This window comes from Vulgatibacter sp., from assembly GCF_041687135.1.
GTDB lineage: Bacteria > Myxococcota > Myxococcia > Myxococcales > Vulgatibacteraceae > JAWLCN01.
Genome location: NZ_JAWLCN010000012.1, coordinates 105,349 through 119,170, shown reverse-complemented (window position 1 = coordinate 119,170; position 13,822 = coordinate 105,349). Strand labels below are relative to the sequence as shown.

The following is a 13,822-nucleotide window of genomic DNA, read 5'->3' as shown; positions in this document are numbered from 1 at the left end:
ACAGCCGCTCTTTCCGGAGAATCCCGACCATGCGACGCGACAGCCGCCTCTCCCGCATGCTCCACGTGCTGCTGCACATGAACCGCCACGAGGGTCCCGCCACCTCGGAGGAGATCGCCGACATGCTGGGCACCAACCCCGTCGTGGTCCGGCGCACCATGGCGGGCCTGCGGGAGCGCGGCTACGTGCGCTCGGAGAAGGGCCACGGCGGCGGCTGGACGCTCGCCCAGCCCCTCGACGCGATCACCCTGCTCGATGTCTACCGGGCGGTGGGCGAACCGCCCCTCTTCGCCCTCGGCACCTCCGAGGACAACCCGGATTGCCTGGTCGAGAAGGCGGTGAACGCGGCGCTCGGCGACGCCATGGAGCAGGCGGAGGCGCTGCTGCTCGCGCGCTTCGGCGACGTGACGCTGGCGGATCTCGCCCGGACCTTCGCCCGGCGGCGAGGGGCCGGGGCCTGCCCGCCGAGCCGATAGGCGCCAGACCCACCGCTCGAAACGACGAAGGCCCGGCCTCCCTTCGGGGAGCCGGGCCTTCGTCGTGGGGAGACTTCAAACGAGCGGGAGGACTACTCCCACTCGATCGTCCCCGGCGGCTTCGAGGTGATGTCGTAGACCACGCGGTTGATGCCCCGCACCTCGTTGACGATGCGCGACGACATCCGGGCGAGCAGATCGTAGGGGATGCGCGACCAGTCGGCGGTCATGCCGTCCACCGAGTCGACCGCGCGGATCGCGCAGGTCTCCTCGTAGGTGCGCTCGTCGCCCATGACGCCCACCGACTTGACCGGCAGCAGCACGGCGAAGGACTGCCAGATCGAGTCGTTCAGGCCCGCCGCCTCGATCTCCTCGCGCACGATGACGTCGGCCTCGCGAAGCACGTCGAGGCGCTCCTTGGTGAGATCGCCGAGGCAGCGGATGGCGAGGCCCGGGCCCGGGAAGGGCTGCCGGTTGACGATGAACTCGGGCAGGCCGAGCTCGCGGCCGAGCTGGCGCACCTCGTCCTTGAAGAGCTCGCGGAGGGGCTCGACCAGGCTGAGCTTCATCTTCTCGGGGAGGCCGCCCACGTTGTGGTGGCTCTTGATCGTGGCCGAGGGCCCCTTGAACGACACCGACTCGATCACGTCGGGGTAGAGCGTGCCCTGGGCGAGGAAGCGGGCGTCCTCGATCTGCGAGGCGGCCTCGTCGAAGACCTCGATGAACTCGTAGCCGATGGCCTTGCGCTTCTTCTCGGGATCGCTGATCCCGGCGAGCTTCGCCAGGAAGCGCTCCTCGGCGTCGACCACCTGCAAGGGCACGTGGAAGCGGTTCTGGAAGACCTCGCGGACCTGATCCTTCTCGCCGGTGCGCAGGAGCCCGTTGTCGACGAAGATGCAGCGGAGCTGGTCGCCTACCGCCTTGTGGATGAGCAGCGCCGCCACGGCGGAGTCGACGCCGCCGGAGAGGCCGCAGATCACCGTGCCGTTGCCGACCTGGTCGCGGATCTGCTGCATCATCGTCTCGGCGAAGGCCGCCATGCTCCAGGTGCCGGAGCAGCCGCAGACGTCGTAGACGAAGTTGCCGAGGAGCTCCCTGCCCCGCGGCGAGTGGTGCACCTCGGGGTGGAACTGCACGCCGAAGAAGTTCTTCTCGGGCCAGGCCACCGCGGCGAAGGGCGCCGACGGCGTGCGGGCGATGGGACGGAAGCCCTCGGGCAGCGCCTCGACGCGGTCGCCGTGGCTCATCCACACGTCGGCCTTGTCGCCGGGGTTGAAGCCCTTGAAGAGGCCCGAGTCGACCAGGACCTCGATGGCGGCGCGACCGTACTCGCGGTGGGTGGCCTTCGCCACCTTGCCGCCGAGCATCTTGGACATCAGCTGCAGGCCGTAGCAGATGCCGAGGACCGGCACGCCGAGCTCGAAGACCAGCGGCGACGGCCGGGGGCTCCCCTCGGCCTCCACCGAGGCGGGACCGCCGGAGAGCACGATGCCCTTCGGGGCGAAGGCGCGGATCGCCTCCTCGCTCATGGTGCAGGGGTGGATCTCGCAGTAGACCTTGAGCTCGCGGATCCGCCGGGCGATCAGCTGGGTGTACTGGCTGCCGAAGTCGAGAATGAGGATCCGCTCGCTGTGGGGATCGCGCATCGGTGCTCCGAGCGGGCGCTCATGCAACAGCCCGCGGTAGAAAGAACGAGGGGCCGCATGCGGCCCCGGAAGATTCAGTCGCGCCGGTAGTTCGGCGCCTCGTGGGTGATGATCACGTCGTGGACGTGGCTCTCCCGCAGGCCGGACGAGCTCATCTTCACGAAGCGGGGCTTGGTGCGGAGCTCCTGGATGTTGGCGGCGCCCACGTAGCCCATGCCGGCGCGGAGGCCGCCCACGAGCTGGTGGATGATCATCGAGAGCGAGCCCTTGTAGGGCACGCGGCCCTCGATGCCCTCGGGCACCAGCTTGAGCTCCTCGTCGACGTCGCCCTGGAAGTAGCGGTCCTTGGACCCCTGCTTCATCGCGCCCACCGACCCCATGCCGCGGTACTGCTTGTAGGAGCGGCCCTGGAAGAGGATCACCTCGCCCGGCGCCTCCTCGCAGCCCGCGAGCAGCGAGCCGACCATCACCGAGTGGGCACCGGCGGCCAGCGCCTTGACCACGTCGCCCGAGTATTTGATCCCGCCGTCGGCGATCACCGGCACGTCGGTCTCGGCCAGCGCCTTGGCGGCCTCGTAGATCGCGGTGAGCTGGGGCACGCCCACGCCGGCGACGACGCGGGTGGTGCAGATCGAGCCGGGGCCGACGCCGACCTTCACCGCGTCGACGCCTGCGTCCACGAGGGCGCGGGCAGCGGCGCCGGTGGCGATGTTGCCGGCTACCATCTGCACCTCGGGGAAGCGGCGCTTCAGGCTGCGCACGGCCTCGACCACGTCGACGTGGTGGCCGTGGGCGGTGTCGACCACGACCACGTCGACGCCGGCCTTCACCAGGGCGCCGACCCGATCCTCCCGGTCGACGCCGGGGCCCACCGCGGCGCCGACGAGGAGGCGGCCGAAGCCGTCCTTGCTCGAGTTCGGGTGCCGCTGGGTCTTCTCGATGTCCTTGATGGTGATGAGGCCCTTGAGCCGCTTCTCGTCGTCGACGATGAGGAGCTTCTCGATCCGGTGCTCGTGGAGGAGCGCCTTGGCCTCGTCCTGGGAGATCCCCTCGTGGGCGGTGACCAGCTCCTTGGTCATCACCTTCTCGACCGGCTGGTCGAGGTTGCGCTCGAAGCGCAGGTCGCGGTTGGTGAGGATGCCCACCGCGTAGCCGTTCCGGGTCACCGGGATGCCCGAGATGTTGTGGCGCTTCATCAGCTCCACGGCGCGGCGCAAGGGCGCCTCGGGCTCGATGGTGACCGGGTCGACCACCATCCCCGACTCGAACTTCTTCACCTTGGTGACTTCGAGGGCCTGCGCCTCGATGGTGAGGTTCTTGTGGACGATCCCGATGCCGCCCTCCTGCGCGATCGCGATGGCGGTGCGCGACTCGGTGACGGTGTCCATCGCCGAGGAGAGGAGCGGGATGTTCAAGGTGATGCCGCGGGTCAGCCGGGTGGAGGTCTCCACCTCGCGGGGCAACACGTGGCTCTCGCCGGGGACGAGGAGAACGTCGTCGAACGTGAGAGCTTCCTGGATCTTGTCGGGGTCGAGCACCGGCGCCTCCGAAGGCCTCACCGCGCGCGGGGAGGCCGAATGGTCCCCTCCGAACACGGCGGCCGCCGTCTGCTCTTCCACGCTGTCCAGAATGCGCCCCGGCCGCGTCGGGGAGGCGGGTATGTACACAGGCGAACGGTGTACGTCAAACGAGAGTTCGGAGGCTGCCGTGCGCCTGCCTGCTCGGCGTGGTTGCTCTCCGTCGCTTGGCTCTGCGAATATTCGAAAAATGACCCGGCGGGGTCCCTCTTCCCTTCGAGGATTGCTTGCCCGACCAGCCATCCGATCGCCGCGTACACCGCCGCGTCCCCATCGTCCTGCGTGTCCGGGTCGGCGCCCGCACCGAAGCGGAGTTCGGCGAGCGCTACGCCACCAACCTGAGCCGCGGGGGCATCTTCCTCCGCACGCGGAGCCCGCAGCCGGTGGGCACCCTCCTCCGGCTCGAGGTCCAGCTCGCCGACGGGACCGCGGTGATCCGCGCCAGGGGCGAGGTGAAGTACGCGGCCCAGGATCGGCCCGACGCGTCGCCCCCCGTCGTCGGCGGGATGGGGATCCAGTTCATCGACCTCGACGCGGAGTCCCAGGCCCTCGTCGACAGGCTCTGCGGCGTGCCGGGCCAGCCCGCCCGCGGGCGCCATGCCCCCGTGCTCACGCCTGCCCCGGAGCCCACCCCGGTGATCGACCGGACGGCGCTCGATCTGCCCGGCCTGCGGGCGGGGTTCGAGCCCAACGCCGGCGGCCCGGTGATCGGCATCGATCTGGGCACCACCTTCTCCTGCGCCGCCTACATCCGCCACGGCAAGCCCTTCGTCCTCCCCTCGCGCGAGGGCTACAACACCATCCCCTCGCTGGTGGCGCTCAACGGCAGGGGCAAGCTGGTGGTGGGCCACCCTGCCCGCGGCCAGATGCTCCTCAACCCGCGCCACACCGTCTACGGCAGCAAGCGCCTCGTCGGCCGCCCCTTCGGATCTCCGGTGGTCCAGCAGAGCCTGGAGCGCTTCCTCTACGAGATCGTCGAGGGGCCCGACGGCGAGGCGGCCGTCCGTCTCGGCGGCACCACGCTCACCCTGCAGGAGGTGGCGGCGCTCGTTCTCAACGAGGTGCGCGAGCTCGCCCAGAACAGCCTCGGGCAGCCGGTGAGCCGGGCGGTGATCACGGTGCCGGCCTACTACAACGAGCACCAGCGCGAGGCGGTCCGCAGGGCCGGCCGCCTAGCCGGCCTCGTGGTCGAGCGGATCCTGAGCGAGCCCACCGCCGCAGCCCTCGCCTACGGCTACGGCAAGGGCTTGAACCGCCGCATCCTCGTCTACGATCTCGGCGGCGGCACCTTCGACGCCTCCGTGCTCGAGCTCCACGACAGCGTCTTCGAGGTGATCTCCACGGGTGGCGACACCTTCCTCGGCGGCGTCGACTTCGACGGCGCCGTGGTGGACCACCTGCTCGCCTGCTTCGAAGCGCAGCTGGGCAGGCCCTTCGACGGCGATCAGGTCGCGCTGCAGCGGGTCTTCGACGCTGCGGAGCGTGCCAAATGCGCCCTCTCCGAACAGGAGAGCTTCCGGGTCCACGTGCCCTTCGTCACCAGCGTCGAGGGCAGGCCCTGCGATCTCGACGTGACCCTGGACCGGGCGACGCTGGAGACGCTCTGCGGCCCGCTGGTGGAGCGCACCCTCGCGGTGGCGGAAGACGTGCTCCGGCAGAAGAAGCTCTCCTTCGCCCAGATCGACGACGTGCTCCTCGTCGGTGGCCAGAGCCGGATGCCGCTCGTCCGCCAGCGGATCCGCGAGCGCTTCGGCAAGGAGCCGCACAAGGGCGTCCATCCCGACGAGGCGGTGGCCCTCGGCGCCGCCCTCCTCGGCCAGGCGCTGGAGAAGAGCGAAGGGGTCGTGCTCATCGACGTGCTGCCGATGTCGATCCAGATCGGCAGGCCCGGCGGGAGCTGCACCTCGGTGATCGAGCGCAACGTGGCGCTGCCCGTCACCCGGACCTTCAAGCTCTCCACCAGCCGCGACTTCCAGACCTCGTTCGAGATCCACGTCTTCCAGGGCGAGAGCCCGCAGGCGCAGGTGAACGAGTACCTCGGCACCTTGAGCGTCAACGGCCTGCCCCTCGGCCAGAAGGGCTCGGTCCAGGCGGCGGTCACCTTCCACCTCACCGCGGAGTGCCTGCTCCAGGTGACGGCGAAGGAACTCTCCACCGGGCGCACCTTCGAGACGACGATGAGCACCCGGGGCACGCCGGAGGAGGTCCGCGCCAAGCTCGGCATGCGGCCCCAGCGGCCCGGCGTGCCGCAGCCGGTGGCGGGGATGTTCGCCTCGGACGGCAGCACCGCGGCGATGCCGCCGCCGGAGAGCACCATCGCCCGGGTGCTCCGGCGCTGGTTCCGCGGCTGATTGCGCCGCACCGCCAGGCGGCGCGGCCCGCTCAGGAGGCGATCTGCTCCTCGCGGACGGTGGGCTCCACCGGCGGCGCGTGGAAGGCCACGGGCTCGACCACCTGCACCGGCGCCTGCTGCGCCGCCAGGCGGATCCTGCGGCGCCGGGCCATGGAGCGGGCGAAGAGCGCCAGCGCAACCACCACCATGCCGCCGATGAGCCAGCTGTGGAATTGCTCGGCCCAGCCGACGACCTTGCCGATCTCCTTGCCGAAGTGCCAGCCCGCCACCACGAAGAGCGGCGCGGAGAGGAGCGCCGCCAGGCCGTCGAAGAAGATGAAGCGGCGGTAGCTCATTCCGGCGCCGCCCGCCACGAAGTAGGTGGCGGCGCGGATGCCGGGGAGGAAGCGCGCGATCACCACCAGCAGGTTGCCGCGGCGCTCGAACTGGGCCTCGACCTTCGCGATCCGGTCCGGCGTGAGGTGGCGGCCGAGGAGCCCGCCCGGATGCCGGCGCTGGGCGCTGCGGCTGGTCCTGCCGAGGAAGAAGACCGCCGAGTCACCGGCGAGGATGCCGGCGAATCCCACTGCCAGCATCACGCCGAGGTTTGCGTGACCGAGATAGGCGAGGTAGCCGCCGGTGATCAGGGCGACGTCTTCGGGGAGCGGCAGACCGAGGCCACAGGCCAGGAGCACGCCGAAGACGAGCCCGTAGGCCCCCAGCCCCGACGCGGAGCCGAGAAATTCGAGGACGAACTGTTCCAACTTGCGAGTCCTCCGCAGGCCGCCGCGCTGGCGGTTCCGGCCTGCATCGTCCCCCCGGGCGCGCGTTTCCCGCTGCGCCCATAGCCCCGGCCGCGCCCTGTGCAGGCGCCGCTTCCGAAAAGGGACGGGGCGCCTGCGAGCGCCCCGTCACCTGCCCTGCGATCAGTTGCCGCGGAGGGCGGCGACCGCCTTGCCGGCGTCGACCTCGCGGAGGAAGTCGGCGAGGAAGGTGTTCATCGGCTTGGGGCTCTTGGCGTAGATCGCCAGGCCGCGGTTCATGTCGGAGACGAGGACGAAGCCCCGGCGCTTCTCCGCCTCGAAGGCGCGGCTCGTCTCGCCGTCGGCGACGACGGCCTTGATCGCCACCGCGCGCGCGAGGGTCTCGGCCACGTAGTCGGCGACGTTGCCGGCGCCCACCGCGTAGCCCGCCTCCTGGATCTCGCGGAGGAGCTGGCTGCCGCCCTTGAGCGACTTGTCGCCTGCCTCGGCGGCGCCCTGGATCTCGACGCGGGCGAAGGCCTTCACGATCGCCTGGGCGTCCGGGGTGCTGCCGGCGGGGCCGACCACCAGCCAGGTCTCGTCGGCGGTCCCGACGCCGTAGCTGGAGCCGCGGCCGTCGAGGAGGTTGAGCACGAGGACCACCCGCGGCGAATCGTCGGTCTCGGGGGCCTTGAGGATGTCGCGGGCCGAGGCGATCGGCTTGTCGACCACCGCGGTGTAACGCTTGAGCGCCTCGCGGTGGGCGGGCTGCACGGCGTCGAAGATCTTCTGGATGCTGGCCTTGCCGTAGAACTCGGCGAGGAGCGCCTCGAAGCCCTTCAAGGCGGCGAGCTCCTTCGGGAGCTTCTCCGGGGCGGCGAAGGTCGGGGCAGGACCGACTGCCAGCGCGTAGGCGGTGTAGGTCCGCAGCGGCGCCGGGTTCTTGTCGAAGAAGGCCTCGAACTTGCCGCGCAGCGCCGGATCGAGGGTCACCGCGTCGCGGACCTGCTGGCGGACCGGATCGTATTCGCGCTTCGGGATCGGATCCTTCCGCGAGATCGGGGCGTCGTCGAGGCCCATCTCGTTGAGCGCGGCGAAGAGCGTGAAGACCCGCTCGTCCGCGCGGAGCTCGATGCCCCCCTCGGTGTAGAGAGAGTTGGCCCAGTCTTCGGCGCGGGCGGCAACGGGGAAGGCGATGGCGAGGGCCGCGAGGGCGGCGCAGAGGCTCGAGATCAGGCGAGACATCGTTTCGTTGGCTCCTTGCCTCGTTCGGCTGGCGGGGGATCTGCGACATGCCCCGCGGAAAGCGCCCAAGGCTACTTGGCCTGCCACTTCCCGTGCAAGCGAACCCATGCCGGGGGCTGCTATTCCCGCCGGATTTCAGAGGCCTGCGAAGGCCTGGCCTGCCCGGAGGCTGAAGACGATCGGCGGGGTGTCCACGCCGCGGGTGTTGATCGGCACCGCCGCGTCCACCGCGAGGAAGAGGGGGCGGACGCCGAAGACGTCGTATTCGAAGCGCAGGCCGTAGCCCGCGTCGGCGAAGAGGCCGTCTGCGGGCGTCTCCTCCAGCAGGGGGAAGATCTCGCCGGCAAAGGCGCCGTCGAAGAAGACCGCCCCTGCCACCTGCCGGAGCCTGGCGAGCCCGAGGTCGACGTCGAGGTCGGGGAGCAGCGGGTGGCGCCACTCGGCGGAGGCGACGGCCCGCTGCTGCGCCAGCACCGACTCGAGGGGAAAGCCGCGGAGCCCCTCGTCCGATCCGCCGAGGGGGATCAGCTCCTGGATCGGCGGATCGCCGAGGAGCACGTTTCCCTTCAGCCGCACGGCGAGCGTGCTCCGCGGCCCCAGCGGAAAGAGGCGGAGCCAGGCGGCAGAGGCGCCGCCGTAGACGGTGGAGGCGCCGCCGCGGTTGGCACCGGCGGAGAAGGAGAAGCCGGTGGCGAAGGCCGTGCCCCGGAGCGGGTTGGAGGCAGCGGGCCTGTCGTCGTAGGAGATGCCCACCGAAGGTCCCACGGCGAAGCCCTCCTCGGTGTCCTCGCCGCCGAAGCCCGCGCGGAGGTAGTCGCCGGAGAGGCCGACGCCCCAATTCCACGCGTAGCGGGCAGCGTCCACCAGCGGGCCGAAACCGAAGGAGAGCGCGGTGCGGACCTCGAGGCGGGCCTTGCGGTAGGAGCCGCCGAAGCTCAGGCGCCGGCGCACCGCGTCCCGCGGCCGGAGCAGGAAGTCGATGTCGCCGAAGAAGCTGTTGTCGGCAGCGGAGTAGGAGACCGCAGCGCGGGTGAGCAGCAGCTGGATCCTGGCGGGCACCCGATCGCCGACGGCGGTGATCTCGCCGGGCTCGGCAGGTGTCTGGTGCACCCTGCCCCGCGGATCGACCCGCAGCCTGGTGATGCGGCGATCGGCGACGATGGTGAAGGTTTCGGCTGCCTCGCCCTTCTGCGCGGGCCAGGTGAGGAGGTGTTGTTCGCCGTTCTCCTCCCAGGCCAGCGTCTCGACGAGCTCGGGCGGCGCGTCGCCGACCCGGCGCACCTCCACCACGCTCTCCCATTTTCCGTCGGGGCGCTTCTCGGTGGAGAGGATGCGCACCCGCAGGTCCACGCTGGGGCGCCGCTCGGTCCAGGTGCGGAAGAAGGCGTCGAGATCCTGCTCGGCGAATCCTTCGGCGCCGCGCTGCAGCGGGCAGTGCGCGCCGGCGAGGTAGCCCTCGATCAGCTCGCGGAAGGCCTCGGGTCCGAGCCAGTCCTGCAGCTTGGCGAAGAGGACCTTGCCGCGGGGCGCGCCGTTGGCGAAGGTCCACGGCTCGTCGCGCACCGGGATCGGATCGGCGACCGGCGAGAAGTAGACGTGGGGGAAGGCGGCCTTCGGCGAGCGCAGGAAATCGTCGACGTTGGGCAGGAAGTCGAAGGTGGCGAGGATGCCCCGGGCGTCGCTCGTGCCGCCGAGCACCTCCTCGGCGAAGCGATCGGCGTAGAGGGCGCCGAGGCCGTCGGCGATCTGCAGCGCCACCGCCGGCGACTCGCACCGCTGGACGAGGGGCAAGAAGCGCCTGGCGAAATAGGCCCGCGCGATCCCGGCAGCGTGGAAGTCCTGCAGCAGCTCCACCGGCGTCACCCCGAACGCGCGGTCGGAGACGGCGACGATGCCCGGGGTGGCGAGCGCGATCTCCGAGCGCAGGGGCACGACCACCAGATGGATCGGCCCCGGATCGGGCAGGCCGGGCTGCGCGTCGCCCCAGCGGTCGAGCCTGCCGAGGAGGCGCGCGATGTCGTCCGCGGTGTAGTCGGAGGAGAACGCGCGGGGATCCGGCTGGCTGTTCTTGTCCCAGTCGACGTGGGGCGGCGCTTCCAGCGGCCAGACCGCCCCGCCTCTGGTGCGGAGGGGCCGGTGGCGCTTCGGACGGACCACCAGATCGAGCCACGGGCGATCCGTGAGCTCCACCGTCCCGTCGCCGCCGGGGTTCGCGCCGCCGATCAGGGCGACGTGGTCACCGGGGGTGTGGAGGCGGACCCGGAAATCCGCAGGCGCCGGCTGCCGCTGCACCGGCCGGGAGGCGGGAACGGTGATCCAGGGATGCCAGCCGCCGAGGGCGGTGAGCACGCCCTTCGCCCGGGACAAGGGTCCGAGCCGATGGGGCACGGTGGTGACGAAGTCGAGGGTGACGAGGGCGCTCTCTCCGGGCTGCAGCGGCACGGGAAGATCGATCGCCCGGGCCGTCTCCGGCGGCGCCTGCTCCAGTTGCAGCACCCGCGTCTCGACCGGCTGCCTGCCGACCTGCAAGCCGTCGATCCGGATCCCGCCCGAGCTCGGGCCGAAGGGCTCGTAGAAGGTCCGGTTCACGTCGGTGATCCCGGGGATCTCCTGCGAAAAAAGGTTCGGGTAGAGCCAGAGCACGAGGCGGTCGAGCGGCGCATCGCCGGTGTTCTCGACCCGGACCTCGAGCGCACCGCGGATCTCGTCCAGTTCCTTCGAGACGGTGGCCTCGATGGCGTAGCGCGCGGCGATCGCCTGCGCCGCCGCCGGAGCGGGCGCGAGGAGGATCAGCGCGATGGCGAGGAGGAGGAGGCGCACCGGCAGGGCAGATGCCTTACCGGCGGCTCGCAGGCAACAACATCGATCGCAGCAACGGCCGGTTGTCGGCCAGCTTGCGGCCGAACTCGCCGGCGATGTTGAGGATGAGCTTCAGGCAGGCCTGCGGCTTCTGCGTCTGGAGCCGGGCGAAGTCCTTCTGCTGGAACTCGAGGAGGACCACCTCGCTCTGCGCGTTGGCGGAGACCAGCCGCTCGGCGCTGGGGGTGAGGAGCGCCAGCTCGCCGAAGAACTCGTTCTCGCCGAGGACGGCGAGGGTCTGCTCGCGACCGTCGGCGCCGGTCATGGCGATCCGCACATCGCCGCTGGCAAGCACGTAGAGCGCATCGCCCGGCATGTCCTCCCGGAAGATCGGCGTCCCCTCGGGGAGGGTCCGCTCCCGGGCGATGCTGGCGAGGATCTGCAGGCCGGTGCCGGTGAAGCCCTTGAAGAGCGGGCAGCGGGCCAGGAGCGCGGCGTGATTCACGGCGCAAGAGCTAACACGCGCCCGGTGGGGCAGCAACTAACGAAGATGGATGACGATGCGCTCGTCCTCGGGGGTGATCGCGAGCCCCCGGGCGATCCGGCGGCGCTCGCCGTCCGGGAATTCGAGGGTCGCCTCGAGGCGGTAGTCACCGCGGGTGAGGCGGGCGTGGTGGGGCTGCCGATCGGTGGCGGGCCCCTGCCCCGTTCCCCAGGTGATCTGCGCGGGGATCTTCCCCTCGCGGTCGAGGAGCTTCACCTCGGCGCGGGTGGGCGCCGGATTGTCGGGCAGATCGTAGACGAGCGTGATCTCCCGCGGCCTGTCGCCGAGGAAGAGCCAGGCGAGGAGGAGCAGGATCACGAGGAGCGGCAGGCGCCGCAAGAGCTGGCGCGGCCCGTTCGTCACTCGCTCGTCTTCTTCTTCCGCCGGGGCGGGGTGGCCCGCTTGCGGGGCGCCCGCGGCGCCGCGGGCTGGCGGCGCTTCACCGCCACCTTGCCCTTCACCGTGGGCTCGAAGACGCTGCTCTCCTCGTCGCGGGTCTTGAAGCCCACCTCCGCCCGGACCTCGAGGCGGATCTGGGTGAGCATCCGTACCATCTCCTCGCGCATGCGCGTGCTCTCGAGGAAGGAGCGCACCTCGGTGCCGACCACCCGGGCGATGTCGCTCTTGGTGCGGTCGGCCTGGGCGATGACGGCGCCGATCACTTCCTTGGGGAGCTTCATCTCCTTGACCAGGGAGCGGATCCCCTCCTCGGTCATGAAGAGCGCCCCGACGCCGGAGACGAGCACGCGCCGGAGGAGATCGGTCGCCCGCGGGCGCATGCCCTCGCGATCGTCGAGCTCCGGCGCGGTGAAGTTGAGGTCGTCGTTCTCCATCGCCCCCCCGGTCAGCCGAGGTTGAAGACCGGCAGCTTGACCTGGTGCGCCTGCACCGAGATCCGCCCCGCGACCTTGCGCGCCATCTCGCGGAAGGCCTGTGCCTGCTTGGAGTCAGGATACTCCACCGTCACCGGCGTGCCCTTGTCGCCGCCCATGCGGATGGCGAGGTCGAGGGGGATTGCGCCGAGGAGGGGGATGCCCATCGCCTCGCCGGCCCGGTGGGTGCCGCCGGTGGAGAAGATCGGCGTCGACTTCTCGCAATGGGGGCAGACGAAGTCGCTCATGTTCTCGACGATGCCGAGGACGGGCACGTCGACGCGGTCGAACATCGCCTTCGCCTTGACCACGTCGGCGAGCGCCACGTCCTGCGGGGTGGAGACGAGCACGACGCCTGCGGCCTTGACGATCTGCGCCAGCGAGAGGGGCACGTCGCCGGTGCCGGGGGGCAGGTCGAGGACGAGGTAGTCGAGGTTGCCCCAGTTCACGTCGCGCAAAAGCTGGGTGATGGCGCTGTGGAGCATCGGCCCGCGCCAGACCATCGCCTGGTCGGGCTCCACCAGGAAGCCGATCGACATCACCTTGAGGCCGTGGGCCTCCATCGGCTCGAGGGTGCGCCCGTCCACCGAGGTGGGCTTGCCGGAGATGCCGGTCATGATCGGCACCGAGGGGCCGTAGAAGTCGGCGTCGAGGAGACCGACGGTGGCGCCCTCGAGGCGCAGGGCGGCGGCGAGGTTCAAGGCCACCGTGCTCTTGCCCACGCCGCCCTTGCCGGCGCCGACGAGCACGACGTTCTTCACGCCGGGGATGAAGTTGCCGCCCTTCTCCTGCTTCTGGCCGTGGCGCACCTGCGCGCCCCACTCGATCTCCACGGCGGTGACGCCGGGGACGGCGCGGAGCGCGTTCTCCACGTCGCCCTGGATCTTTCCCTTGAGCGGGCAGGCCGGTGTGGTCAGGTCGATGCGCAGCTTCACGCCGCCGCCTTCGATCCGGACGTTCTGCACCATGTTGAGGGAGACGAGATCCCGGTGGAGCTCGGGGTCGTTCACCTTGGAGAGGGCGGCGAGGATCTCGCGCTCGGTCAGCTGGCTCATCTTCGCTCCTTGGCGGCTCTTCGCCTCGTGGACGCAATCGCCTGCGGCGGGGCCGCCATATAACCCGCAAACCTCCAGCTGGCACCCGGAAATCCGAAGGCGACCCGGGGGCTTGCGCTGCAGGCGGCCGGGGCTATTCGAAACCGTCGACCCGCCAGCCGCCGGGCTCCTCGACGAGGACCAGCCCGCTGCCCCCGGCGGCCCCGAAGCGCACGCGGTCGCCCTCGCGGCGGGGCTGCTCCCGGAGCGCGAGGCGGGCCCGCTCGAGGCGATCGGCTGCCAGGGCGCCTCCCTGCTCCCAATCCGCAGCGAGGCGGGCCGGGGTGAGGCTGGCGCGCCACCGCTCCGAGAGCAGGAGGAAGGCATCGTCCCAGCGCGCCGCCTCCACGGCATCGAGGAAGCGGGTGGCGGCGGAGGCCGGGGCCGGCTCCGCCGTTTCGGGCCGGGGCCTTTCGGTGGTCGTCGCGCAGCCGGCAGCGCCGAGGAGCGCAGCTGCAACGAGCAGGGTACGCATGGGCGGCACCCTACTCCGG

General features: G+C 71.0%; 12 protein-coding genes. 2 read left to right on the top strand and 10 right to left on the bottom strand.

The features are described from left to right. Positions 1-29 precede the first annotated feature (29 nt). A complete protein-coding gene (locus ACESMR_RS21105) occupies positions 30-476 on the top strand; it encodes an Rrf2 family transcriptional regulator (RefSeq protein WP_373049107.1) in 447 nt (148 codons plus the stop codon). Positions 477-568: 92 nt separating this feature from the next. Here ACESMR_RS21105 and guaA read toward each other — a convergent pair whose 3' ends face one another. After that, positions 569-2,122 carry a glutamine-hydrolyzing GMP synthase gene (guaA, locus tag ACESMR_RS21100; protein ID WP_373049106.1) on the bottom strand — a complete coding sequence of 518 codons (1,554 nt, stop codon included), beginning with the start codon at positions 2,120-2,122 and terminating at the stop codon, positions 569-571. A 74-nt stretch (positions 2,123-2,196) separates the two neighbouring features. Continuing rightward, positions 2,197-3,660 carry an IMP dehydrogenase gene (gene guaB / locus ACESMR_RS21095; protein WP_373049105.1) on the bottom strand — a complete coding sequence of 488 codons (1,464 nt, stop codon included), beginning with the start codon at positions 3,658-3,660 and terminating at the stop codon, positions 2,197-2,199. Positions 3,661-3,926: 266 nt separating this feature from the next. On the opposite strand from guaB, the gene ACESMR_RS21090 reads away from it, so the two are divergent. After that, a complete protein-coding gene (locus ACESMR_RS21090; RefSeq protein ID WP_373049104.1) occupies positions 3,927-6,050 on the top strand; it encodes a TIGR02266 family protein in 2,124 nt (707 codons plus the stop codon). 31 nt (positions 6,051-6,081) lie between these two features. Here the strand turns inward: ACESMR_RS21090 and ACESMR_RS21085 are convergent, their stop codons facing one another. The 8 genes from ACESMR_RS21085 to ACESMR_RS21050 all read right to left on the bottom strand — a co-directional run bounded on the left by ACESMR_RS21085 (position 6,082) and on the right by ACESMR_RS21050 (position 13,803). Then, the gene (locus ACESMR_RS21085) at positions 6,082-6,795 is read right to left on the bottom strand and encodes a DedA family protein (RefSeq protein WP_373049103.1); all 714 of its coding nucleotides are present in this window, start codon (positions 6,793-6,795) and stop codon (positions 6,082-6,084) included. A 162-nt stretch (positions 6,796-6,957) separates the two neighbouring features. Then, the gene (locus tag ACESMR_RS21080) at positions 6,958-8,019 is read right to left on the bottom strand and encodes a hypothetical protein (RefSeq protein WP_373049102.1); all 1,062 of its coding nucleotides are present in this window, start codon (positions 8,017-8,019) and stop codon (positions 6,958-6,960) included. Between the two features lie 135 nt (positions 8,020-8,154). Further along, on the bottom strand, positions 8,155-10,839 hold the full coding sequence (locus tag ACESMR_RS21075) for a hypothetical protein (RefSeq protein WP_373049101.1): 2,685 nt from the start codon (positions 10,837-10,839) through the stop codon (positions 8,155-8,157). A gap of 16 nt (positions 10,840-10,855) precedes the next feature. Further along, positions 10,856-11,323, bottom strand: a complete 468-nt coding sequence (locus ACESMR_RS21070; protein WP_373049100.1) for a cyclic nucleotide-binding domain-containing protein — start codon at positions 11,321-11,323, stop codon at positions 10,856-10,858. A 36-nt stretch (positions 11,324-11,359) separates the two neighbouring features. Beyond that, complete coding sequence (locus ACESMR_RS21065; protein WP_373049099.1) at positions 11,360-11,725, bottom strand: hypothetical protein; 366 nt, start codon at positions 11,723-11,725, stop codon at positions 11,360-11,362. Beyond that, positions 11,722-12,195 (bottom strand): hypothetical protein, encoded by a 474-nt coding sequence (locus tag ACESMR_RS21060; protein WP_373049098.1) that lies wholly within the window; start codon positions 12,193-12,195, stop codon positions 11,722-11,724. Before ACESMR_RS21060 ends, ACESMR_RS21065 begins: the two co-directional genes overlap by 4 nt. 11 nt (positions 12,196-12,206) lie before the next feature. After that, positions 12,207-13,289, bottom strand: a complete 1,083-nt coding sequence (locus ACESMR_RS21055; RefSeq protein ID WP_373049097.1) for an Mrp/NBP35 family ATP-binding protein — start codon at positions 13,287-13,289, stop codon at positions 12,207-12,209. Between the two features lie 133 nt (positions 13,290-13,422). After that, a complete protein-coding gene (locus ACESMR_RS21050; RefSeq protein WP_373049096.1) occupies positions 13,423-13,803 on the bottom strand; it encodes a hypothetical protein in 381 nt (126 codons plus the stop codon). Positions 13,804-13,822: the final 19 nt, after the last annotated feature.